Source organism: Pantoea sp. X-Soil-YNGN-775 (assembly GCF_059730575.1).
This window is the reverse complement of the sequence record NZ_AP035945.1, coordinates 524,889-549,072: the sequence shown is the minus strand read 5'-3', so window position 1 is coordinate 549,072 and position 24,184 is coordinate 524,889. Positions and strand designations below refer to the sequence as shown.

At 55.1% G+C, this 24,184-nt stretch carries 21 protein-coding genes and 1 tRNA gene; 10 read left to right on the top strand and 12 right to left on the bottom strand.

Annotated features, from left to right (window positions below; translation table 11 throughout):
- Positions 1-50 precede the first annotated feature (50 nt).
- Genes AC6I8I_RS02440 through AC6I8I_RS02425 form a run of 4 tightly spaced genes read left to right on the top strand, consistent with a single transcriptional unit; the run spans position 51 to position 3,499 of the window.
- Positions 51-578 (top strand): host cell division inhibitor Icd-like protein, encoded by a 528-nt coding sequence (locus AC6I8I_RS02440; protein WP_497828281.1) that lies wholly within the window; start codon positions 51-53, stop codon positions 576-578.
- Complete coding sequence (locus tag AC6I8I_RS02435; protein ID WP_019106103.1) at positions 575-841, top strand: hypothetical protein; 267 nt, start codon at positions 575-577, stop codon at positions 839-841. The genes AC6I8I_RS02440 and AC6I8I_RS02435 overlap by 4 nt, the downstream gene beginning before the upstream one ends.
- The gene (locus AC6I8I_RS02430; RefSeq protein ID WP_285720155.1) at positions 828-1,169 is read left to right on the top strand and encodes a DUF5375 family protein; all 342 of its coding nucleotides are present in this window, start codon (positions 828-830) and stop codon (positions 1,167-1,169) included. The genes AC6I8I_RS02435 and AC6I8I_RS02430 overlap by 14 nt, the downstream gene beginning before the upstream one ends.
- 14 nt (positions 1,170-1,183) lie before the next feature.
- Complete coding sequence (locus AC6I8I_RS02425) at positions 1,184-3,499, top strand: primase-like DNA-binding domain-containing protein (protein ID WP_497828633.1); 2,316 nt, start codon at positions 1,184-1,186, stop codon at positions 3,497-3,499.
- Between the two features lie 174 nt (positions 3,500-3,673).
- Here AC6I8I_RS02425 and AC6I8I_RS02420 read toward each other — a convergent pair whose 3' ends face one another.
- The 5 genes from AC6I8I_RS02420 to AC6I8I_RS02400 all read right to left on the bottom strand — a co-directional run bounded on the left by AC6I8I_RS02420 (position 3,674) and on the right by AC6I8I_RS02400 (position 9,367).
- On the bottom strand, positions 3,674-4,933 hold the full coding sequence (locus tag AC6I8I_RS02420; protein WP_497828280.1) for a tyrosine-type recombinase/integrase: 1,260 nt from the start codon (positions 4,931-4,933) through the stop codon (positions 3,674-3,676).
- 165 nt (positions 4,934-5,098) lie between these two features.
- Positions 5,099-5,183 (bottom strand) — tRNA-Leu (locus tag AC6I8I_RS02415).
- Positions 5,184-5,720: 537 nt separating this feature from the next.
- A complete protein-coding gene (locus AC6I8I_RS02410) occupies positions 5,721-7,319 on the bottom strand; it encodes a hypothetical protein (protein ID WP_497828279.1) in 1,599 nt (532 codons plus the stop codon).
- A gap of 22 nt (positions 7,320-7,341) precedes the next feature.
- Positions 7,342-8,139: a nucleotidyltransferase domain-containing protein gene (locus AC6I8I_RS02405; protein WP_312055232.1), complete on the bottom strand. Its 798-nt coding sequence runs from the start codon at positions 8,137-8,139 to the stop codon at positions 7,342-7,344.
- Between the two features lie 4 nt (positions 8,140-8,143).
- A complete protein-coding gene (locus tag AC6I8I_RS02400) occupies positions 8,144-9,367 on the bottom strand; it encodes an RtcB family protein (protein WP_312759778.1) in 1,224 nt (407 codons plus the stop codon).
- Positions 9,368-9,552: 185 nt separating this feature from the next.
- On the opposite strand from AC6I8I_RS02400, the gene rtcR reads away from it, so the two are divergent.
- On the top strand, positions 9,553-11,133 hold the full coding sequence (rtcR, locus tag AC6I8I_RS02395) for an RNA repair transcriptional activator RtcR (protein WP_497828278.1): 1,581 nt from the start codon (positions 9,553-9,555) through the stop codon (positions 11,131-11,133).
- Positions 11,134-11,138: 5 nt separating this feature from the next.
- Here rtcR and AC6I8I_RS02390 read toward each other — a convergent pair whose 3' ends face one another.
- Together AC6I8I_RS02390 and AC6I8I_RS02385 are read right to left on the bottom strand one after the other, a co-directional pair.
- Positions 11,139-12,857, bottom strand: a complete 1,719-nt coding sequence (locus AC6I8I_RS02390) for a DUF4153 domain-containing protein (protein WP_497828277.1) — start codon at positions 12,855-12,857, stop codon at positions 11,139-11,141.
- Between the two features lie 94 nt (positions 12,858-12,951).
- On the bottom strand, positions 12,952-13,194 hold the full coding sequence (locus AC6I8I_RS02385; RefSeq protein ID WP_497828276.1) for a hypothetical protein: 243 nt from the start codon (positions 13,192-13,194) through the stop codon (positions 12,952-12,954).
- 575 nt (positions 13,195-13,769) lie between these two features.
- Here AC6I8I_RS02385 and AC6I8I_RS02380 point away from each other — a divergent pair.
- Both AC6I8I_RS02380 and AC6I8I_RS02375 read left to right on the top strand, forming a co-directional pair.
- Positions 13,770-14,783: an HNH endonuclease family protein gene (locus tag AC6I8I_RS02380; protein ID WP_497828275.1), complete on the top strand. Its 1,014-nt coding sequence runs from the start codon at positions 13,770-13,772 to the stop codon at positions 14,781-14,783.
- Positions 14,783-15,457, top strand: a complete 675-nt coding sequence (locus AC6I8I_RS02375) for a class I SAM-dependent methyltransferase (protein WP_497828632.1) — start codon at positions 14,783-14,785, stop codon at positions 15,455-15,457. The genes AC6I8I_RS02380 and AC6I8I_RS02375 overlap by 1 nt, the downstream gene beginning before the upstream one ends.
- Positions 15,458-15,840: 383 nt before the next feature.
- Here AC6I8I_RS02375 and AC6I8I_RS02370 read toward each other — a convergent pair whose 3' ends face one another.
- Entirely contained in the window at positions 15,841-16,869 is a 1,029-nt protein-coding gene (locus tag AC6I8I_RS02370) for a YsnF/AvaK domain-containing protein (protein ID WP_497828274.1), read from the bottom strand.
- Between the two features lie 28 nt (positions 16,870-16,897).
- Positions 16,898-17,293, bottom strand: a complete 396-nt coding sequence (locus tag AC6I8I_RS02365) for a DUF2382 domain-containing protein (protein WP_497828273.1) — start codon at positions 17,291-17,293, stop codon at positions 16,898-16,900.
- Positions 17,294-17,854: 561 nt separating this feature from the next.
- On the opposite strand from AC6I8I_RS02365, the gene AC6I8I_RS02360 reads away from it, so the two are divergent.
- The 3 genes from AC6I8I_RS02360 to AC6I8I_RS02350 all read left to right on the top strand — a co-directional run bounded on the left by AC6I8I_RS02360 (position 17,855) and on the right by AC6I8I_RS02350 (position 19,858).
- The gene (locus AC6I8I_RS02360; protein WP_094121321.1) at positions 17,855-18,376 is read left to right on the top strand and encodes a YjjA family protein; all 522 of its coding nucleotides are present in this window, start codon (positions 17,855-17,857) and stop codon (positions 18,374-18,376) included.
- A 156-nt stretch (positions 18,377-18,532) separates the two neighbouring features.
- A complete protein-coding gene (locus tag AC6I8I_RS02355) occupies positions 18,533-19,168 on the top strand; it encodes a hypothetical protein (protein WP_312055239.1) in 636 nt (211 codons plus the stop codon).
- 21 nt (positions 19,169-19,189) lie between these two features.
- Positions 19,190-19,858, top strand: coding sequence for a MarC family NAAT transporter (locus AC6I8I_RS02350; protein ID WP_312055240.1), 669 nt, complete (start codon positions 19,190-19,192; stop codon positions 19,856-19,858).
- 56 nt (positions 19,859-19,914) lie between these two features.
- Here the strand turns inward: AC6I8I_RS02350 and AC6I8I_RS02345 are convergent, their stop codons facing one another.
- The 3 genes from AC6I8I_RS02345 to AC6I8I_RS02335 are packed head-to-tail and all read right to left on the bottom strand — an operon-like array spanning position 19,915 to position 23,717.
- Positions 19,915-21,177, bottom strand: a complete 1,263-nt coding sequence (locus AC6I8I_RS02345; protein ID WP_497828272.1) for a c-type cytochrome — start codon at positions 21,175-21,177, stop codon at positions 19,915-19,917.
- Between the two features lie 4 nt (positions 21,178-21,181).
- Positions 21,182-22,951: a GMC family oxidoreductase gene (locus AC6I8I_RS02340; RefSeq protein ID WP_031375811.1), complete on the bottom strand. Its 1,770-nt coding sequence runs from the start codon at positions 22,949-22,951 to the stop codon at positions 21,182-21,184.
- Positions 22,952-22,988: 37 nt separating this feature from the next.
- Positions 22,989-23,717, bottom strand: a complete 729-nt coding sequence (locus AC6I8I_RS02335) for a gluconate 2-dehydrogenase subunit 3 family protein (protein ID WP_279809674.1) — start codon at positions 23,715-23,717, stop codon at positions 22,989-22,991.
- Between the last annotated feature and the right edge of the window lie 467 nt (positions 23,718-24,184).

Sequence of the window (24,184 nt, the reverse complement as noted above, 5' to 3'; positions counted from 1 at the left end):
TCCGCCGCAATCCGATCACGTCCTGACCGGTTGCTGAGGAAATCGCCCCGATGTGTGAAAAAAGGCTTTTCTCTGGCGAGCGGCCGTTATACAGTTTTTGTGCTGCCGCAAAATCGGCAGCCGGGCGTAGGAACCCGTGTTACTCAATGGCGACACCAGACGCGCCATGCGTCTTTTTTTGTGTCTATGCCTCAGTGCACCCATTATCCGGGCAACGGTTCTTTCGCCGTTGCGCCGTCTGCGTAATGGTGGCCCGGGCGGGGCAGCCTTCGGGCTGGCCGGTATCCATTGAGGCCGGTATTCCTACCCCCGTCCGGGCTACCACCCATGAGCGTAGGAACTCCGGTGGTAGCAGTAACCGCTACTCGATGGAGATTGTCCTCATGACAACGGTCCTTACTGCCGCTCACTCTCAATTCACCTTTATTTTTGCCGCCGTGCGCCGCACTGATGCCGCTGGCCGTCCCTGCATGCTGCGTACTGTAGCAGGCGATGAGCGCAGCGCCCGCGCCAGCCTCGTCCGCGATTACGTGCTGTCCTTTGCCGGTCGCCTGCCGGTTAAGGTGGTGGCGGCATGAACACCCTTTCTCAACACCTGAATAACCATGACACCTACCCCATCCCCCACGCTGACTATCTGCGTCTGCTGCACGCGCACACGGTCGGCGTGACCGTGCTCGATATGTTCGACTCGGTGAACTGCCTGAGCGCGCGCGGCTGCGTCCCGGACGGCGCGGCGCTTGCCTCGGTCGTCGCCCTGCTCACCGACCAGCTCGGTAAAGTTGTTGAAACCTGTGAATCCCGCATGTTAGCCACGGAGGCCCGCCATGATGACCGTTAATCACTCCTGCCTGCCTGTTGAGGTACGCACCGCCGTTTACCGCCGCGCGCTGGCGCAGGGCTACCTGAATGCCTGCAAAAACCTCGGCATCACCGTGTCAGCGACGCTCGATGAGCTTCAGATGACCATCGCCCTTGAGCTGGAAGGCTTCTATGTGCGCCGTCACGGCCCTGATGCAGGCATGGAAATGGCCTGCACCATGCTGGGCGATATGGTTGAACCGGACCTGCTGACCGCACCGCCGCGCCTGACGCAGCTCGGCGTCACCATGATGGATGAACTTTTCCGCAGCCAGCTTGCGGCCGCAAGCCGCATCACGCTGCACTAAGGGAGAACATGCAGATGAAACATATCGTCTCTGACACCGTAAAGGCGGCCACCGGATTCTGGCCGCAGCTTCTGCCTGCCCTCGGTATCAGCGTGCTCGACGGAGGGCGGCACGGAGCCTGCCCGGCGTGCGGCGGCAAAGACCGCTTTCGTTTTGACAATCAGAACGGGCGCGGAACGTGGCTCTGTAACCAGTGCGGGGCCGGTGACGGCCTTAACCTGGTGGAAAAGGCGCTCAGTCTCAGCGCTAAAGAGGCCGCCATGAAGGTGGCCGGAATGCTCGGCACGCTGCCGGAGTCAGCCCCGGTTATGCATGATGAAGCCGCAAACAAAAACCGCGCGCAGGCAGACGCAGCCGCACGGGCGCAGGCGCTTATCACCGCCGCCGTCAGCCGCACGGACAACGCCTACCTTTCATCAAAAGGGCTGCACGGTATACAGGCGCTCACACTTGCTGATGCGCTGCGCTGTGGTGGCATCAGCTTTGCCACCGGGGATGTGCTCATCCCGCTGACCGGCGAAAACGGTACGGCCGTAAACGTGCAGCTCATCAGCGCCGCAGGCGACAAGCGCACCCTGCCCGGCGGACAGGTGAAAGGCACATACTGGCTGGCAGGCGAGCCGGATGGCAAAACGCTGTGGCTCACTGAAGGATACGCAACCGGCCTGACCGTGTACCGGCTGACCGGCCAGGCGGTATACGTGGCGCTGAGCGCCAATAACCTGCCCTCACTGGCAAAGCGGCTGCGTGAGTCACACCCTGATGCGATGATGCTGATTGCCGCCGACCGTGACGACAACGGAACCGGCCAGTTAAAGGCAGAGGAAGCGGCGAAAGCCTGCGGCGGGAGAGCCGCACTGCCGCCGGTTACAGGTGACTGGAACGACGTGTGGCAGGCACAGGGCGATTTCGCCACGCTGGCGCAGCTCACCGACTTCACGCAGCCGCAGCCGCTCAGCCCGTTTGAATCCGTCAGCGAGGCCGACCTGAAGGCCATGAGCGCCAGCCAGAAGGCGGAACTGCTGGTCGCCCATTACGGGGAGGCGCTGGCCGTGCCGCCGGTCGGGGAGGAAATCTGCCGCTATGAGAACGGCGCATGGCATGTCATGGAGGCGAAGACGCTTCGCCGGGAAATCGCCGCGCTGTTTCAGAAGGTGCGAGCACCATTCTCGGCCGCCGGTATCGGCAGCGTGCTGGACACGCTCAAGCTGATGGTGCCGCAGATGGGCGAACCGTCCCGCCGCCTGATCGGCTTCAGTAACGGCGTGTTTGATACCGCTACCGGCACGTTCAGTCCGCACCGCCGCGAGCACTGGCTGCGCACCGTTAACAGCGTGGACTATACCGCCCCGCGTCCGGGTGAAAACCTCGCAGACCACGCCCCGACTTTCTGGCGCTGGTTAACGCGGGCCGCCGGGCATAATCACGACAAGCAGGAGCGCATTCTCGCGGCGTTATTTATGGTGCTGGCAAACCGCTATGACTGGCAAATGTTTCTCGAAGTCACCGGCCCCGGCGGCAGTGGTAAAAGCGTCATGGCCTCGATAGCCACTCTGCTGGCCGGAAAAGACAACACCACGTCCGCCACTATCGACACGCTGGAATCATCGCGCGAACGCGCCAGCGTGGTGGGTTTCTCGCTGATTATTCTTCCTGACCAGGAAAAGTGGAGCGGCGACGGCGCGGGCATAAAGGCGATTACCGGCGGCGATGCGGTGGCAATCGATCCGAAATACCGTGACGCCTATTCAACTCACATCCCGGCGGTGATTCTGGCAGTAAACAACAACCCAATGCGCTTCAGCGATCGCAGCGGCGGCGTGTCGCGCCGCCGGGTAATTCTGACGTTCCCGGAAGTGATACCGGCAAAAGAGCGTGACCCGCAGTTGCTGGACAAAATCAGCACCGAGCTGGCCGTCATCGTACGCCACCTGATGCAGCGTTTTAGTCAGCCAGAGGAAGCCCGCACGCTGCTACAGGCGCAGCAGACTTCCGGTGAGGCGCTGGATATCAAACGACAGGCCGATCCGCTGGTTGATTTCTGTGGATACCTGATGCCGCTGAGCACGCCAAACGGGCTGTTTATTGGTAACGCCAATATTCGCCCGCTGAACCCGAAGCGCTATCTCTATCATGCCTACCTGTCATTCATGGAGTCGCGCGGTCATCAGCACCCGCTCAGCCTGACGGCTTTCGGCCAGGCGGTGCCGCAGACGCTGAAAGAGTATGAGCGTGTACTGCTAAAGCGCCGGACGAATAACGGCATACAAACTAATCTCACGCTGCATGAGGACAGTGAGGCCGACTGGCTTCCTGCATGCAGTAAATAACCTCCCGCAGCAAACGAACCGGCTCAGGCCGGTTTTTTTACGACCCAACCCGGAATGATCGCTCCACATGAACACCCGTGTACACGCAGCCTACAACCGATCACCACCTAACAAGCCGATTTTAAAAAGCTATAATGCAAGGTGAACAGTGTGAACACTTGTCATTAAAACTTTTTATTTTGTAAAGCGCTTTGCGAACTCATATGGGGTTACATGTGATCCACTGTTGCTATCTAGATAATCTGCCCACCATTGCACCATAAGACGACGCTCTTCAAGGTGCTCAGCTTTATGGATATACGCAGCTCGCACACCATTTCTTTCCTGATGGCTCATTTGCCTTTCAACCGCGTCGCGTGACCAAAGCCCCGACTCAACTAAAGCGCTACACGACATGGCCCGGAAACCATGGCCGCATATTTCCGTTTTAGTGTCGTAACCCATTACTCGCAAAGCATTATTAATAGTGTTTTCGCTCATGGGCTTTGTCGGACGGTGATCACCTGGAAAGATAAGGTCTCTATTGCCGCTCAATTCTTTGATTTCTTCCAATAGCGCCAGAGCTTGCCGCGAAAGCGGAACAAGATGGACGGTACGCATCTTAGAGCCTCGATGAGAGTGTTTAACCCCTTCAATAGCTTCACGCTCGGCAGGAATAGTCCAAAGTGCTTTTTTAAAATCAACTTCTCCCCACCGCGCAAACCGAAGTTCACTGGAGCGGATAAATACATACAGGCTGAGTTTCAGGGCCAACCTGGTAAGTAAGCGCCCCCTGCTGGCTTCAACACGCTGAAGAAATTCAGGCAGGCGTTCCAGTGATAAAGCTGGGCGATGAGTCGCTTTTCTGGTTGCGATTGCTCCAGCAAGGTCTTGAGCTGGATTTCTTTCAATCAGACCGCTTTGAACGGCATAACGCATTATGCCTGTAACACGCTGCTGTAGACGCGAGGCTACATCCAACCGACCGCTTTGCTCTACTTCACGCAAGGGGTGCAGTAGATCACGTGTCGTTAAGTCGGCGATGTTCCGCATTCCGATGGCTGGAAGTATGTTGCGCTCCATATCACGCCATACTCTTGCTGCATGGCCATCCGACCAGCGTTTGTTACTCGCATGCCAGTCACGAGCTACCTTCTCAAAAGTGTTAAGCGCAGCCTGCTCTTGTTGTTTAATTTCTTCTTTTTTGGCATTAGGGCTGATGCCATCAGCAAGTAGAAGGCGAATTTCATCGCGTTTTTCGCGCGCTTTAGCCAGCGTGATCAGAGGATATGCGCCGAGTGCAGCTCTGCTCTCTTTGCCTTCATAGCGATATTTAAGATACCAGCGTTTGGATCCGCTTGGTTTGATAAGAAGGTATAGCCCATGGCCATCCGTGAGCTTGTATTCTTTTTCGCGAGGCTTTGCGGTACGGGCCGCAACGTCAGTTATAGGCATGATTTGGGGGTCAAAAGTTTATCGAAGCGAAGTGACCCCTATCTTGACCCCCAACTATGTTGGATGTCAACGGATGTGCCCGGACGGATTTGGACCAAAAAAAAAGCCTTTCGGCTTTAATTTCAGGGAATTATGGACTATCCCGGACGTTCTCGTATATCTCAATGGTGCCGAAGGCCGGACTCGAACCGGCACATCTTTCGATGGTTGATTTTGAATCAACTGCGTCTACCGATTTCGCCACTTCGGCACTGAAGAGGATGCGGAAAACGTTGTGGATTATACCGTTACCCCCTGGTTCCGCAACCCTTATCCGCAGGCTAAGATGCAACTGCTGAAAAAAACGTCTCCTGGGTTCTCAGCGACACATCTTTGCCAGATATCGTTCACTTATCCTTGCCGGCTGTAAACCAGAGGCTTCAGCTCCTATGTTGCACCGGCCTTGGCGATTATATCCAACACATGCGCAATGAAGCTGATGTCCTCAAAGGTAATATCAAGCAAATGTTCTACCCTGAGTGACTTAAGTATCTAACCCGAAAAAGGCTTCACGTCCGTTACCAGCGTGGGCAGATCCCTGCTGCCGCCCGCATTGATATAACGACACGCCGGTCATGGCGTCCCGGCTTTTGCGAAAAACCTGACCGTCTCATAACCAGCTTTCCTGGCTCATACGGTCCCCGATACCCTGGCCTTTCTGCACACGGCTAATCACGCACTGTTCATAATTCGATCTGGCAAGCGCTGGCCCCATCTCATACGGCTTTCATAAGCGAAAGCGCAGAAGCTAACCCTTTCCCGCCAGCTGCCCGAGCAGCTGCGCCAGCCTTTCCTGAAGATCCTCTTCCGGTTCCCTGCTTTTCGCCTCTGCCAGTATTGCAACGGCGTCCACCGGCAGCAAAGCCTGCGGCCAGGCTTCCAGCGCATTCAGCGCCTTATGGCGGCTAAACGTCATCGGGCTTTGTAAGCCAGTCCTGATCAGCGTCCAGCCCTGTCCGGGAAAACGGTTTAAATCCTGCAGGATAAAACTGAGCGCCGAATGCTGCTGATATAGCGGTCCCATCCCCTGGGATTTCTGCGGCCCGCAGCTGATGGCGGCCAGATACAGCTCACTTTCCACCAGCGCGATAACCTGGGCGATATAATCCGGGTTATCGGTCTGCATCAGCTGATACCAGAGGACGCTTTCCGACTTTTCACGGTACCGCTGATAAATGGCCAGCCACGGATCGCCGCCCTGCGCTCTGCAAAGCTGAAGCGCAGTATGAAAAATCATACCGTCATCATCATCCAGCCCAGCTTTAATCAGCGCAGGCCACTCGGGTAAGGCACGGATCCGCTCGCACAGCGCTGCCAGCCGTTGCCGCGCCGCCTCGTCAGCAAACTCCTCTTCACCAGCCAGCCTGCCGATTTCGCCTGCAATCTGATAATGCAGCAGGTCGGCCGCGGTGCCGGGCTGGATATGCGCGAGGTAGCGCTCGCAGGCCTGCGCGGCATAGCTGTATTTATCGATACCGGGACCGGGCTCACCGCTGATCATGCCGCGCAGGATTTCAGCGGCTCCCTTAAGCAGCTCCGCATCAACCTCGCCCTCCAGCGCTTCGTGCAACCGTCCATGCTCGGCGCAGTGCCAGGCGGTATATTCCACCATCACGTCATTGTTATAGCCTTCCCTTAACAGCCACTGACGAACGGCAGTATCCAGCGCGTCCGGTAGCCGCTCGATCAGCTGGATACGCCCCCAGCCTGCCGTGCGTTTTGCCAGCGCCAGCCACGCCAGTGCGAACTCATCCGGCGGCAGGATTGCCCGCATCGCCACCACTGCATAAAGGGTGAATTCATCGTGGCTGCCTAACGTCTGCAGAAGATCAACACTTTGCTGATACGGGAAAAAAGCCAGCAGCGCCATAGCTAATTTCACCACCTGACGATCAGGTGCCTGCGTCGCGAGGAACACCACCAGCACCCGTAGGCGGCGGGCATCAATGGCCTGAGAAGCCCCCATCATCTTCAACAGATCGTCGATAAAATTCAGCGGCGTATCCTGCTTTGCCAGCTGATAAAGCGCCTGCATGTTTTTACTGCTGCTGCGCCGCAGCACGCGGATTATCGCCTGCATCACCTGAGTCGCTTGTTCCTCATTGTCGCCGCGCGCGACATGATGACCGAAGGCCCCGTCCAGCGCACCGGGCGCCCAGCGTAGCGTTTCCTCATCTTCCTGCGGTGAAAACTCATCCGGCAACGTCTGCGCCGCTTCAGGCAGTACGCCTGTTTCTTCTGACCACTGTGCCAGCCAGTCATAAATAGCGCGCTGCTCTGTGGGCCACACTACCGGAAAACGCTGTTTGTCAGGCTGACGGAAGATGTTGGCGATCCACTCTTTCATTTTTTATTCCCTTATTTGTCAGTTACGCCATGCTCAGCACGGTTTTCATCAGCAACGCATCCAGATCACTGCTATCGCGTCGCTCGCTATCCGGCAGATCTTCGCTGACGCGGTTCTCATCGAGTTGCTGGTGGATAAATGCATGGATGCGATCCAGACGCTCACCGTATTCCGCTTCGCCTGCGCGCTGCTTGCGCGCCAGCAGCTGTTCGATTTCGGCCAGCAGCAGGGGATCCGTTACCGTCCCTGCCAGCAGATCTTCAAAACGCATCGGCGGTACGCCTTTTCCGGCCTCGATCCACTGCACCGCCAGCAGCGGACGCAGCACGTAGAAGTACTTTTTCAGCCGCACACTATCGCCCTGCAGATAACCGCGAAAGTTCTTTTTCGCCATTGAGAGATAGTGCCAGCGCGCCCGCAGCGGCGAAAACCAGTCCGGTATTCTTTCCCGTAAGTCGGCGACGATGGCCGCTTCCTGCTGATAGATGACCGGCGAATCCAGCCATTCGATCAGCGTCGGGTTAGCTCGCTTTAACAAACCCAGCGCTTTTCGCCACTCCCAGCCGCAAACGTCCAGCGTATCGTCGATCGGCAGCTCGATAACGTCGCGCGGCGGCTCGATACGCAGATACCACTCCGGTTTATGCACATAGAGAAAGCGCACGTCGTAATCGCTGTCCGGCGAGGCAAAACCCCAGCCGCGGCTGCCCGACTCGCAGGCATACAGCACTTTTACTCCGTGCTTTTCTTCTAGCTGGCGCAGCACGCCACGGACGCGCTCGCGCATTGCGCTATCCACGCCATGCAATCCTGTTCTCATTTTTTTATCCTTTTACGCAAACTACCTGTGACAATGTGTGCACCACTTCCACCAGCGAAGACTGAGCGGCCATTACGGCATCAATGTCTTTGTAAGCCATCGGGATTTCGTCGATGACCGCTGTATCTTTTCGGCACTCCACGTGCGCCGTAGCACGTCGCTGATCTTCCACGGTGAAGCGGGCTTTTGCCGCCGTGCGGCTCATGGTGCGCCCCGCGCCGTGGCTACAGGAGCAGAAACTCTCTTCGTTACCCAGGCCGCGCACGATAAAGCTCTTCGCACCCATCGAACCGGGGATAATCCCCATCTGCCCTTTTTGCGCCGAGACCGCGCCTTTGCGCGTCACCAGCACCGACTCGCCAAAGTGTGTTTCCCGCTCCACGTAGTTGTGGTGGCAATTCACCGCTTCCAGATGCGTAGTAAATGGTTTGCTGATAACGCGCGACATCGCCGCCAGCACGCGTTCCATCATGGCTTCGCGATTATGGCGAGCGTAATCCTGCGCCCAGCTCACCGCTTCCACATAGTCGTTAAAGTGCCTGCTGCCCTCTTCAAAATAAGCGAGGTTACGATCCGGCAGATTAGCGATATGCCGCTGCATATCCTGTTGCGCCAGCGCGATAAACATATTGCCGATGGCGTTGCCTACGCCGCGCGATCCGCTGTGCAGCATCACCCAGACCTGCTGGCGTTCGTCCAGGCAGACTTCAATAAAGTGATTGCCGGTCCCCAACGTTCCCAGATGCTGATAGTTGTTGGTTTTAAACAGCGATGGATGCTTTTGCGTCAGCGTCTTAAAGCGCGGTGCCAGTTCGGCCCAGTGGCGATCCACCTCCTGCGGCGGCGTTTGCCAGGCACCCTTATCGCGACCGGAACGGGTATTGGTACGGCCGTGCGGCACCGCCTGTTCGATGGCGCTGCGCACGCCCGACAGATTGTCCGGCAGATCGCTGGCCATCAGCGAGGTGCGCACCGCAATCATGCCGCAGCCGATATCCACGCCGACCGCCGCCGGGATAATCGCGCCTTTGGTCGGGATCACGCTGCCGATGGTGGAGCCTTTGCCCAGATGCACGTCCGGCATCACCGCCAGATGGCGAAAGATAAACGGCATTTTCGCCGTGTTCAGCAGCTGCTCGCGTGCTTCTGGCTCAACCGGCACCCCGTTGGTCCACATTTTTATCGGCACGCTCTTTTCCTGCTGGAGGGTCTGATAGCTATTTTTCATGTTCGTTTTCCTCGTTGCTGTGGCTTTGATATTGCGAATGCCGTGCCAGAAGCCCGCCAGTCTGGATAATAAATCTTATCGTGCTGATTATTAACAATATTTATTGTCGTGCTGTGCATGCGGATTGCCATTACATGAGCAGGAACTTATCTTATTGGATAAGTTATTTATCTTATGGGATAAGCATGAAAGCTAACGTTGTGATTGGCGTACTGGGCACGGTGTTGGATAAACGCGGCAAGCGGACAAATCGCTGGAGCAAATGGCGACCAACCGTCGCGCTTTGCCAGCAGGAAGGTCTGTGGATCGATCGGCTGGAGCTGCTCCATCAGCCACGTGATATCAGTATGGCGCAGCATGTAGCGGAAGATATCGCTCAGGCGTCGCCTGCCACCGAAGTGGTGCTTCACAGCGTTAAGCTGGAGGATCCCTGGGACTTTGAAGAGGTCTACGGTAGCTTGCTCGATTTTGTCAGTCGCTACCCTTTTAATACCGACACCGAAGAGTATCTGGTACATATCACTACCGGCACGCACGTGGCGCAAATCTGCTGGTTTTTGCTGACCGAAGCCCGCTATCTGCCCGCACGTATTTTGCAGACTTCCCCGGCCAGCAAGGGGTCGGAAACGCCAACCGCGCTCGGCCACTACTCTATTATCGATCTTGATCTGAACCGTTACGCCACGCTGACCAGCCGTTTTCAGCGCGAACAGCAGAAATCCACCTCGTTTTTAAAATCCGGCATCGAGACCCGCAACCCGACCTTTAATAGCCTGATCGAGCAGATTGAACGCGTGGCGCTGCGCTCGGCCGCCCCGCTGCTGCTGACCGGCCCAACCGGCGCGGGTAAATCTTTCCTGGCGGAGCGCATCTACCAGCTGCGTCATGCCCGCCACCGGCTGGCCGGTAAATTTGTGGCGGTCAACTGCGCCACACTGCGCGGCGACAATGCAATGTCCACGCTGTTCGGCCACGTTAAGGGCGCTTTTACCGGTGCACAGCAGGCGCGCAGCGGGTTGCTGCGGGAAGCCGACGGCGGCATGCTGTTTCTGGATGAGATCGCCGAACTGGGGCTGGATGAGCAGGCGATGCTGCTTCGCGCTATTGAGGAGAAACGCTTCTTCCCTTATGGCTCAGATAAAGAGGTCAGCAGCGATTTTCAGCTGATTGCCGGCACGCACCGGGATATGCAGCAGTGGGTGGCCGAAGGCCGCTTTCGCGAAGATCTGTTTGCCCGCATCAACATGTGGACGTTCCAGTTGCCGGGACTGGCCGAACGCCGCGAGGATATCGAACCCAACCTCGACTTTGAGCTGGCGCGTTACGCCCGGGAGCAGCAGACGCAGGTACGCTTTGATAAAGAAGCGAGAAAGCATTTTTTGCGTTTCGCCTGCTCGACAGAAGCCAGCTGGCGAGGCAATTTCCGCGAGCTGAGCGCTTCCGTCACGCGGATGGCAACGCTGGCGGAACAGGGAAGGATTTCGCTGGAACTGGCGGAAGAAGAGATCGCCCGGCTGCGTGCCAACTGGCGCACTGCGGCTCCGCAGGCTGTCCAGTCCGATCCTCCTTCAGCGCAATACGATCTGTTTGATCAGTGTCAGCTACAGACGGTGCTAAGCGTCTGCCGCACGGCGGATTCTCTTTCCGAAGCGGGACGACGCCTGTTTGCCGTCTCCCGCCAGGGGAAAAAGCAGCCCAACGACGCCGATCGCCTGCGTAAGTATCTGGCACGGTTTGGGCTGAACTGGGAGGAGGTTAAAGGGTAAAACGGCTATTGGCCTTCATGGTTATAGTACTGCACCGGATAACGCTGACCGTTGATGTCCAGATCGCGCCAGGGCTTGATCGCCGTTTTTGGCATAGCTTCACGGAGAGTCTTATCCATATTTTCCGGCAGCGTTACGTTACCAATCTGTTGCCAGTCAATTCCCTGTCGGGCATAGATCGCGATCTCTGGCTGATTACGGCTATAGAGCAGGACTTCAGGCGAGCCGTCGTTATTGAGATCCTGCATCCAGGCCAGGCAGGAATCGCTATCCACCAGGCAGATGCTGATGGATGGCGCGACATTCCTCGCCAGCGACTGCCACCAGCTTTGTGGCGGCGCTTCGCTGCCGGCTCGCAGCGGGATGCTGCGCTGAAGGTCGCTAATGGTTGGGTTAGCATTACTGGCGTCGCGCTCTGCCAGCAGTTGCATCAGCAAGGCTTTTTGCCGGACAGGCTCGCGCAGCCACTGCGGATGACCGCTTACCTTCTGCAAGGCTTGTTTCCCCCGCCGTCCTGCATCACTGAATAAATAGAGATCCATGATATCCACTGTTGCTTTACCCTGCTCAAAGCGCGCCAGCTGATTTTTCACCACAATGCGCCACGGATCGGCTATCGGCGTATGCAGTAAAAACCAGCAGCTGGCCGTCAGAGTCAGCATCTGCGGGATAAAAGCGTTGATACTGCCCGCACCCTGTGACCAGCCACGGCGCTGGGACCATAACAGCAGCAGCGAGCCCGTCACCGCAAGCAGTGCAATCATAGCGGCGTAGATCCGCTCCACTGTCCAGCCATATTCCGCGACGCGCAGCCACAGCGCCCAGACCGCCAGCCCGGCCAACAGCGGAGTCAGAGCCTGCGCAACCAGCACCATCCGCGCAATAGTACGCTGCCCGCGCGACAGGTCAGACGCGCTTTCGCCAGCGATGGCGCTGAACGCCAGCATCAGCAGCGTCATGGTCAACAACAGCGTGGTCGCTGAAAACGCTTTGGGGATGATAGCCAGCCCGGTAAAGGGTAAGCAGGCCAGAAACAGCAATAAGGCGACCGCGTGCAAAGGCAGCAGTACGTTTACAGCCCGCGTCATCAGCTGCCGGTACAAACCAGCGGCACCCGGCAGGCGTCGGCACAACACAATGCCCGCAGCGATTACCGCGCCGGTCGCTATCGGCGGGAAAAAACGGTTATCAAAGAAAATCTGCTCAAACAGCGTGATGCCAATGATGCTGAAGAGATTGCTCCACAGCATCAATACCAGCCAGAACAATCCGGTCATCACACTGGTGACCGCCAGGGTAAAGGTGTTACGCCACAGCGCTTCGGTGACAGCTCTGCTCCACGCTGTTCCGCCTTGCTGCTGCGATTTATTGCACAAGGCGACCAGCATTGGCATAACCAGACTGAGCATAAATATCACTGCGCAGATATTTTTAAAGTGAAATTCGCCCAGCGGCAGCGTGGGGAAATTCCAGCGATACCATCCCGTCATTAAGGCAGTAACCGGCAATGTCAGCAAGGCGCAGAGCCAGGGCTTAAGGTCGCGCAGGCGATAAAGCGTGAAGGCCAGTATGCTGGCCATCGTCAGCGAGAGCGGCGGCAGGTACAATGAATAACGATGGTGCAGGTTAAAACCATCCGGCAAAGCCCAAAGCAACCCGGCGATCATGCCGATAACGATAATGGCCCATTTTGTACGCTGCGGAAAAACGTCCTTTTGTAGCATAGCTATTCCTTGCTGTTGAGTTAGGGTGAAATAATTCAGAAAGTCGTATCACGATACGACATTATTGATTAAAAATACCGCTAACTGGCCGCGGTTATTTGGCCGATTGTCTTTTTCCCGCCCTGATGCTGGCTTTTTCCTCACGCGTACGTGCCTTGAGAATTTTTCGCAGGCGGAAGCCAGTTTCATCAGGCGCAGCTCGGTGCTGAGAAGCATGGAGCCTGACAGCCAGGATACTGATTAATACCTGGGATCTATCCTGTCCGAATAACAGGACCAGAGCCAATACAACATGTAGGGCAACAATACTGCTGATTTTAGTGCTGTCTTCTGCCATTAGCGTAATGGCTGCCGGCAAATCACTAAAGCTGTTAAATCCGGATGATAGATCTTTTTACGATCTGTATATTTCTCTGAAAGACAAAGTAATCTTTAGGGGCACAGTTATTAGTGACTATTTTTTAGCGAATAACCGCTTTATTCCCTCATCGGTTCATACTCTTTAAAGCCGCTGCTTTGCATAGATTACTCATCCGACTGACAGCGGGATAATAGTGGCTACGAGCAATTGAAACCAGTTGAATTTGATAACATCTGGCATGACTTATTGCTTATAAGCTCGTCGCATAAATGAAATCGCTAATAATCAGACAGAGAAACGGCAACCCTTTTTCCTGTAGTTTCTTCCTCTGTTTTTCTCTTAGGCTATTAATGTCTGGATCGCCGTTCTGCGCATCCCTGCCCTAATCCAGCGTGAAGACTATTTCGCGATCGTGGCCGCTGCTGACGATAAACATTTTGCCGTTGAGAAGGATCGGCCACCTGTCGAGCTTTACGGTTTACATTCAGCTGCATTTGTTATGTGATCCTGTTACGTGATTTTTCGAGCTGTCTCACAAAACAGGATGCTGCATGCGCTTTTACCAGGCCGATCCCCGCCTTGAAAACTACTGGCGCGGCGTTATTCTTTTTGGCAAAAACGTCGCCTCGTATAAATTTGCCCTTGCCCATGCGCTGTACGACCTGAAGCAGCCGGACAACGATTTGATTACGCTGGAAGCGCTGGCCGTGCCTTATGTACGGCATTTATGCGCCCATTTGCGCCATGCACCAAAGCAGATCACCAGCAAAAGCAGCGAGTTTCTCGAGGCCTGCAGACAATTCAACGCAGGCGAAATCAGCAAAGAACAGTTGAATGCCATTACCGTTAAGCGCGGTTTTGCTAACGTAATCGATGCTTTTCATAATGTGAATTACGCCGGGATCGACAAACGATTTTTCCTGGATGAACGCCGAGGTCATAAAGGCATTCGGCTTACCGATAACTTTTATCAGCTGACTGAAACCCAACAGTTTGCCAGCCTGGTAGAGGAAACGGATGCAAGATGGCGGCTGGTTGAAGAAGCCTGGGCGATGAACGTTTCACGCAACCTGATTGCCGTTGATTATGATGATAATGATAAGATGCTTTTTAGCCGCCAAAGCGGTCGCCGCGTCACTATTACCAGCTGCCGCAGCAGCCTGAACGGCTACCAGAAAGGGCTGTGCTTTTATTGTTTCCGGCCAGTTAGCGTCACTGGCGGCGAGGAGAACCTGGCTGATGTCGATCACTTTCTGCCGCTGATGCTCAGCGAGCAAATCGGCAACCTTAACGGCGTCTGGAATCTGGTGCTGGCCTGCCAGACCTGTAATCGTGGCGCTCAGGGCAAGTTTGCGCGTATCCCTTCGATATCGCTGCTTCAGCGCCTGCACGATCGGAACGAATACTTTATTAATAGCCATCTGCCATTGCGAGAAACGTTAATCCGCCAGACCGGCAGTACTCCGCAGCAGCGGCACAGTTTCCTGCAAAATACCTGGAGTACGGCAAAATTTACCCTGCTCCACGAGTGGCAGCCAGCGGCACAGGGAGACAGCCTATTTTGATAAACGAAGATTATTATCGCCAGAACGCACAGCGGTTTTTTACCGATACGGTAAATGTGGATATGTCTGCTCTTTACCCACCTTTTATCGACTGTCTGCCGCCGGGCGCGTGCATTCTTGATGCAGGCTGCGGTTCAGGTCGTGATGTCAACGCCTTTAGAGAAATGGGTTTTAACGTCGAAGCCTTTGATGCCTCGGCGGAGCTGGTTGCGCTGGCCCGTCAATTAGCTGGCAACCCTGTAGAGCAGATGCGCTTTCAGGATGTTGATGCTGTCGAAAAATATCACGGTATCTGGTGCTGCGCATCGCTGCTGCATGTTTCCGAAGCGGAACTACCTGACGTTATGACAAAAATGGCCATAGCGCTGAAGCCTGGCGGCGTATGGTATCTCTCTTTTAAATATGGCTGCGGCGAACGGGAAAAGGACGGGCGCAGATTTACTGATATCAATCAGGCGGGGTTACAGAAACTGGTAGATAGGGTTAATGATGTCAGCGATAAAATTTTGGCTAACAATAAGTCGCCGATAAAAAATGAGGCTGGCTTAGAGGACGCAACGGGAAAAAAAATCGTTCTTGAAACTGAAAAAATCTGGCAGACCGGCGATTTACGTGTTGGACGCGGCAATGAACTCTGGCTAAATGCCATTCTCAGGAAAAAATGTATTGAGTAAGGTGCTCTCTGGCCTATAAAAGCCCTGATTAAAAACCTGAATATTAAAACCGCCTACTGACACTAAGTAAATCCACTGAATTCCCTGAGTCATAGTCGGCACGTGCCTGTAGGCTGACTTACTCGCCAGCATAATGCTCACCCTGAATAATGGACATTGATGGCGCGCGTTGCTGCCGGTAAAACGGCTGAAACTTCACCAGCCAGCCTGAACGCGTTTACCGTCTGGCTGCTTTATGCTGAGACTCAGTATCCCGGTCTTTAAACACCGTACTCATTAATACCCAAAATAAAAAAGCCAACCTCGCGGTTGGCCCCTTTTGCATGCTCAGCATTGGGCATCAGCGATACCCGTTAGCACTCATTGTTGACAGGATGAGCACCTCAATGCGAATGGTCGTAATCACGCTGTTTCAGCTTGTTCTCAACCTTGTCTTTCGCTTCGCTGGCTTTCTCACTCACCTTCTCAGTCAGGCCAGCTTTGTGGTCGCGCTCAGTGGCTACGCCGGGTGACTGCGTGCCCACACCTGCGGCGGTAGCGGGTTTAGCCCCTGCTGCACCGGTTGGTGATAGTTCGTTATCCAGTCCGGCTCGCGCATGGTCGATGTCCACTTCCTGACGACGCACTGTGTCATTAATGGTCTCGGTACGTTCGCTACCGTCAGTACGCACCACCACTTCTTCTTTCACGTGGGTCGTTTTGTTGATCACCGGCTGCTCATGGGTTTCAGCCACTTCGACGGTTTTCTCGGACCAGTCCACTTCGCCTGCCAGTGCCGGTTCATTCACCGAACGACGGAAGATGTCAGCATGCTGCTCGTGCAGCGAGATATCTTCAGAGACCTGATCCGTCACGGTATAGCGGCGTACCCGGGTTGAACCTTCACTCACCAGACGCTTACCGACTTCAATCTGTTCTTCCGCCAGACGCAGAATATCTTCTTCGCTCTCATCACCGGTCAGTGAGGTGCGTCGTGGCTCAGCCTGTCGATCGCTAACCAAACGATCATTGGTCTCTCCGGCAAACTGCTTACCGGCGGTCGGATTAATACCTGCTGCCGGTGCGCCGTTCTCAACGGTGCTTTGCATCCGCGATGGTACATCCACCGAGTCATGCGAGTGCAGAATAGTCATGGCACGCGCCAGTTTCTCTTCTTCAGTACGCAGCGTCAGTACCACGCCGCCTTTGTCCATCGCTCTGGTGTAAACATCCGCCTGCTCTTTATCGACGGTGTGACCAAACAGGCGCTGCCAGATGCTCGGGTGCTTAATTGACTGGCCTTCCTGCTGCAAACGTTCTCCACTGATAAGACTGATGTCCCGATCAGAAAAGCCTGCTTTCACGAGATTTCTTTTCGCGGCCTCTGCCTGAATTGCAGAATCGAACAGTGTTACGATTTTTTCTTGTGCCATGATAGATTCCTCTCTTGTTAGCTGTTTATTACCGATCGTCGTCTCTCTCTACTTTCACCTGCTGCTCACGTCGGGTAACCACTTCCTGAAAAGGAACGCTCTCCTGCACTTTTCGGATGTGAATCTCCTCTTTAAGCACCAGTTTTCTGACTACTTCAATCTCTTCTTCAACTATCGGGACAATCAGTACGCCGTTCTCTTCCCTGATTTCGGGCATCGTCTCGACGCGTTGTGCTTTCGCTACATGCTCAACCTCAACCTTCTCCCGGTTAAGCAGCGTACTGATCACCTCGTCATGCTCGGTTGTGGAACGGGTTACGCGGACATGTCCATCGACAACGGTTTGCTTTGTCAGCGCTATCTGCTCTTCCGCGAGCTTCAGCGTTACCTCAGCATCATTATTGTGTTCTGGCTGCCCCGCCATATATTCACTCCCGTTAACTCAAGACTTTTAAATAATCGCCACAACTGCCTGACACAGTGATTAAGCATGAACACTCTCACGGATTTCGCAAGGCGGAATAAAACAGACATTGCAAAAAAAGTGATGATAATGGCGTGCTTATCGGGTTATTTAACCGCATTCCTTGCCAGTCTCTGACATCAGATAAAAGCTAAAAAAAACTATAAAAACAGGATGTTGCCTGCAATCAGCCTTCACCAAAAACAATAACCCAGCAAAAGCATTCAGCGTAAATATAAATATTTAAGCCCAGCGGTAAAATTTACGTTAACCAGGAATAATCCGGCGAAAGATAACAGCAATATAAATAGATATTAAAAAATATTACAGAGCGTGAAATCATATTATCCAGGCCAGCAAAACTGGCAGATAAATAACCCATTCCTGTGCGAAACTTCTATTTACCCAGCAATTACAGAATATTCCCAAAGGCCTTATTAATGGATAAATTCAGGAACTTTCTCCTCGCCAGCGGCTCTTAGCAAGGCTGAAGAAGCCATACAATTACAGACAGAGGTTGAGATGAAACAAGCACAACGCAGTGCGTGGGGATGGGGATTAGCGGCACTTCTGGTGGCGGGCAGTGCATCAGCCGCCAGCTGGCAGGATCAACTGAGCAGTGCAGCATCGCAGCTCAGCCAGCAGAACAACGGTAACACCTCTGGCACCACCACCGGCACCACCCAGCAGAATGGCGGTCTGTCACTCTCTTCCCTGACCGGGTTGCTGAACGGTGGCGACAAAGCGGTCAGCGCTAACAGCATGACCAACGCGGCGGGCGTGATGCAGTATTGCGTCGAGCACAACGTGGTGAAAAACAATGTGCAGTCGGTTAAAGATCAGGTGCTGAGCAAACTCGGCCTGAACACCACCACCGCGCAGGAACAGAAGACTGACTACACCCAGGGTGTGGCGGGTCTGCTGAATACCGGCAACGGCCAGCAGCTCAACCTGCAGAGCCTGAGCAGCTCGCCGATGGGCGAGAAGCTGAAAACCAAAGCCTGTGACGTGGTCTTAAAACAGGGCAAAAACTTTATCTCCTGATAAAGCCGCAGCGCCGCTGTCTCCCCGCTTAAATCGACAAAGTGGGGAGCATTGGCCGGTCCACTCCTCTCTGCGCTTCACGCTGTGAACCCCGACACTCCCTTATCCGCACGTTGAGCGCTATAGTGTTGTTTTGATTTCTACAGGACAGCACGCATGAAAGGCATCAACATCGCACTTTACTTCGACCCCGATCGGATTCAGGCCTGCGTTCACGACCAGGACGACAGCTATTTCACCAAAAAATTCGAGTATGACGATGGCGTGATTGAAGAGATCTACCAGTGGCTGGATCAGTACGAGCCAAACCGCACTCATATCTGTCTGATTGAAAATGAAACCGCAGAACTGCTGGCCGATGAGCTGGTCGACAGCGGCTTCCGCGTCCACCAGATCACCATGCACCAGCTGCTGAGCTGGTTTGCCGCCGAGCCACCGGCCACGCCAGACGGCACCCCGATGCGCGCCATGCTGCGCTTCCTCGAAGATGAACATCCGCGTGAATATGAGTCACGCACGCCGCAAACCGAAGCGCTGATGGAGATGTTTGACGAGCTGGATGCGCTGGAGATGATCGACGATGCGGATGATGAAGATTCGCTGCCGTCTGATCTGCTGCGCGCGATGAAGAAACACAAAATCACCGCCAGCGCCGCCGCCCAGCGCCTGCTGCCGGACGTCAACGAACGTATCCGCGAACATCTGATGCAGTACCCGGAACTGATGACGCCGGAAATTTTGCAGGATTTCTTCCCGGAATTAATCGAAGCGCTGGAGCGCCCGAAACACTAATCACTCACGGATGGCTTTAACATGCTGGAGTTAATCAAAGCGGTCAGTCTGGGGCTGGTGGTGCTGTTGCCGCTCGCCAATCCGCTCACCACCGTGGCGCTGTTTCTTGGCCTGGCGGGTGAGATGAACTTTGAGGAGCGCAACCGCCAGTCCAGACAGGCCTCAATCTACGTCTTCGCCATCATGATGGTGGCGTGGTATGCCGGCAACGCGGTGCTGGATACCTTCGGCATCTCGATCCCTGGCCTGCGGATTGCCGGCGGGTTAATCGTGGCGTTTATTGGTTTTCGGATGCTGTTCCCGGTGAAACCGGCCGGTCAGTCGGTGGAAGCAAAGCAGAAGCAGGATGAGCTGGATCACGCCAAAGAGCCGGTAAACATCGCTTTTGTGCCGCTGGCCATGCCGAGCACTGCCGGACCGGGCACCATTGCGATGATCATCTCTTCCGCCTCGACGGTGAGAAGCGGCATCGATTTTCCGGTCTGGGTGGTGAATACCGCGCCGGTGCTGACCTTTCTGCTGGTGAGCCTGATTTTATGGGTTTCGCTGCGCAGTTCCGGGGCGATCATGAGAATCGTCGGCAAAAGCGGCATTGAGGCGATTTCGCGGTTGATGGGATTTTTGCTGGTCTGCATGGGCGTGCAGTTCGTGATTAATGGCGTGCTGGAAGTGGTACGCACTTTCCACTGAACAACAATAAAGGGTGCCCGTTGCGGGGCACCCTTTTCATTTTAACTTCAGCGTTTTTACTTCAGCGTTTTCCGCACTTCAGCGACCTGATCTTTGCTCACTGCTGGCGCATTGTTGCTCCAGCCCTGACGGATAAAGGTTGCCAGCTGCGCCACCTCATCATCACTCAGACGCTGACCAAAGCCTGGCATCGCCAGTTTCGACGGCGCTTTCGTGGTCGAAGGCTGCTGCGCACCGGCCAGGATGGTGTGGATCAATCCGGTTGGATCTTTAGCATTCACAATCGTCGCCTGATCCAGCTCCGGGAAGATCCCTGCTGCGCCCTTGCCGGTAACAAAGTGGCAGGCGCCACAGTTGTCCAGATAGAGACGCTCGCCTTCGCTCAGGTTCTTCGCCGCGGTCAGCTTCGCTTCTGTTGCCTGCTGGGCCTTAACGTCGTAGGCCTGCAGCGGCGGGTTGCCGCCGAGGAATTTCAGGTAGGCGGCAATCGCTTTCAGATCGGCGTCGGTCATGTGCGAACTGCTGTGCTCAACCACCGAAGTCATCTCACCGCCGACCGCGGCTTTATCGTTGCGGCCGGTCTGCAGGTAATCCACCACTTCCTGCTCGCTCCAGCGCGGCAGACCGCGCAGTGACGGCACATCCCAGTTATTCAGGCTACCGCCCGCCAGGAATTTATCGTCACCGCTATCCAGCGCTTTCTCGTTCATGCCCAGACCGCGCGGCGTATGGCAGCTGCCGCAGTGGCCCAGACTTTCGACGATGTAAGCACCACGATTGATCTCGGCAGAGGCACCGCCAATCGGCTGGAACGGTTTGTCCGAGGTGAACGCCCAGTTCCAGAAGCGCATGCCCCAGCGCTGGCTGAACGGGAAGCTCAGTTTGGTTTCCGGCGGCTGTTCCGCGCTCGGCTGGACGCCTTTCATAAAGTAGACATACAGCGCGTGCATATCGGCATCGCTGATTTTGGCGTAATCCGGGTATGGCATTGCCGGATAGAGCCGCGATCCGTCCGGTAATACCCCTTTACGCACTGCATCAGAGAACTGCTGTTCGCTGTAGTTGCCAATGCCGTGGGTTTTATCCGGCGTGATGTTGGTGGAGAAGATGGTGCCGAGATTCGACTCAATCGCCAGCCCGCCCGAATAGTCCGGTTTGCCAGGTAACGAGTGACACGCCATGCAATCGCCCAGCCGGGAGAGATATTCACCCTGCTTGATCAGTTGCGCCTCATCTTCAGCGTGCGCTGGCAGGGCAAAACCGCTGGCCAACAGCACTGCGTTGGCGAATAAAAAGGATGTCAGTTTCAGCTTATTCATGCGCTTATGCCTGTACCAGTGGGCCGGGATTTTTCAGATACTGATCTTTGATCGCCTGTGCCGCCATCAGCGTAATGGCGCCGATGGTATCGGTCGGGTTCGCCTGGAAGTTCTGCGGGAAGGCGTTGCCGCCCGGCACAAACACGTTATGCACGTCCCAGCTCTGCAGGTACTTGTTCAGTGCCGAGGTTTTCGGGTTATCGCCCATCACCGCGCCGCCCACGTTGTGGGTAGAGACATATTTGGTCAGGTCGAAATCCGCGCCCATCGGCAGGAAGCTCATGCTCATGCTGTCCGGGTTCAGCTCTTTGGCGATGTTGCCGACAATGCCTTTCAGATGCTGCTGCAGCTTCAACTCATTCTCTTTCCAGTTGAAGGTCATGCGCAGCAGCGGCAGGCCACGGTGATCGTTGTAGTTCGGATCGAGATCCAGATAGATATCGCGGTAAGACTGACAGGTGGTGGTGATGCTGATCTTCATCGAATGACCGTACCACTCTTCCAGCCCCTCTTTGTAACCCAGGCCCCAGGTTGGCGTGCCTTTTGGCAGCGCGGTGCTGATCGGGGTGCCGGTCGCCTGTGAGCTGTGGATCTTCGCGCCACCAAGGAAGCCGAGCGAAGGACCATCAAAGTTGCCTGGCGAGATATCGTTAAACATCTGGCCGGTCGCGCCTGCGGTGGCGTACGGGTTGAAGTTTTTATCTTTGAAGAACAGGGTCGCGCCGCCGTTCGACAGGAAGGCGTAGTTACGCCCTACCACACCTTCTTCGGTGATTGGGTTGTACGGTTTGCCAATGCCGGACAGCAGCATCAGGCGCACGTTGTAGAGCTGGAAGCTGCTCAGCACCACAATTTTGGCCGGCTGGAAGCACTCGTTGCCCTGTGCATCGATGTAGATCACCCCTTTGGCGGTTTTCTTATCATCGTTCAGCACTACCTTGATCACTTCCGCGTTCACTTCGTAAGAGAAATTCGGCATACGCTTCAGCGAATCCATCACCGCGGTTTGTGGCGAGGCTTTGGAGTAGTTGAGGCACGGATATTTACTGCAGTAGCCGCAGTAGTTGCACGGCGCGATCTGGTTGCCGTACGGGTTTTTCCACGCGCGTGACACGCAGGCTGACGGGTTCGGGAACGGATGGTAACCGAGCTTTTTCGCCGCTTCTTTAAACATCACGTTGTTCAGCGTGTCATCCAGCGCCGGCAGCGGGTAAGGCTCCGAACGCGGACCTTCAAACGGATCGCCGCCTTCGAGGATCTGGCCGCGCAGGTTGCCGGTATTGCCCGACTGGCCGCAAATCAGTTCGAACTTGTAGTAGTAAGGCTCGATCTCTTCCCAGCTGAACGGGAAGTCCATCACCCGCATATCATCCTGCAGAATGCCCGGCTTGTAAGCCTCATCGACATAGGTCTTCAGTTTGATATCGGTCGGAGTCGGACGGATCAGCACTGCCGTCCAGTGCAGGCCGGAACCGCCAACGCCGGTGCCGGGTGCAAACGCGCCCCATTTACGGGTTGGCAGCGCCGTCTGGCTGCTGTTGTAGCGGACGGTAACCGCCACTTCTGCCGGGGTAGCGAACACTTTGTTGCGCACCGCGTAGGCGTATTCATCCGCCGGTTTTGGATAGGCGAACTCGTCGTAATCACGATCGCCGCCGCGCTCCAGTGCGCGCACTTCAAGTCCAGCCAGTGCCAGTTCGATGCTCATCAGCGAGCCGGCCCAGCCGAGGCCGCAGACGACGACGTCGACTTCTTTTTTAGTAACCTGTGCCATGATAATCCTGTTTCAAAACCCTGATTCGGAATGCGTCTTACGCGCGCTCGCCTTTAACACTGACCGGACCCAGCGGATACGGAACGTTGTGCTGTTTCACCCATTCGGTGAAGCTGGCACGCGCGCCCGGGAAGCCGATGGCGATCCAGGCTTTCATGCCTTTATTGCCGCCGTACATCGGGTCCGCGAGGTAGCCGTGCTTGGTATCGGAAAGCAGCTGGCTGAAGAACTGAGACGCCTTCAGGTTGGGTTCGCCCAGTGCCGCAAAGTCGATGCCGTTTTTATTAACCTGGGTCAGCACCGCATCTTTCTCTTCCAGCGTCAGCGCATGGAAGGCTTTCTGGTGAGTGCTCTGCGACCACTGATTAATCAGCCGGATACTGGTCTGATACATCTGTTGCGGACGGAACGGGATCTGATAGCCCATGGTGGCGGGAGCCTCGGTGTTGAACGGGCCCTGCAGGTAGATTTCGCTGCCAAACTCTTCGCTGTGCAGCTGCTGATCGATAAAGATCGGCACGTTGGTTTCCAGCGCGCCAGGCGCTTTACCTTTGCCGCCCGCCGGAATCAAACGATCGGTGGCCGCAAGGATAAACTGCCACTCATCGGCAGAGAAAAAGATCGGTTTATAGTCAGCTAATTCCGGGGCGGCCATCTCTGCGGCCTGCGCAGCAGTAATGCCTTTAAAGACCAGCTCACTTAATGGCAGCGCCAGTAATGAGCCCAGCAAAAATTTACGCCTGGTGGTGGGTTTTTGTAACAGCATATCCGCACGACTCTCATCTGCTAAATACCCGACTGATACGCCATGCAACAGAAAGGCTGGCAGCGTGAGCGGCTGGCAGATTACCAGTCACTTCAGAGAATCAACGCGCACAGCACAGACGCCTGCAGAACCTACGAGGAGGGTATAATAATTTTTATGTGAATAACGGAACATATCGGTTAATAACCTGGCAATCTTAGGGATATAAATGTGTCTGAATGTAAAAATTGAATTTAAGATGTGTTTTAGTGAATATTTATCATGGTGTTGCGTTGAGGTTACAGGCAGGTAAAAGTTTTAGATCGAGGAAATTTATACTAAAACCACACAATCGTCGGGTAATCGATGGTTTTTACCGTGTAACGACCGGCTATTATTTTCGGTCAGTCATCATCACGCAAAATAACCGATAAAAAAATATCATACTTCCATACAAGAGAATTATTCTCATTGGCAACATTATATTT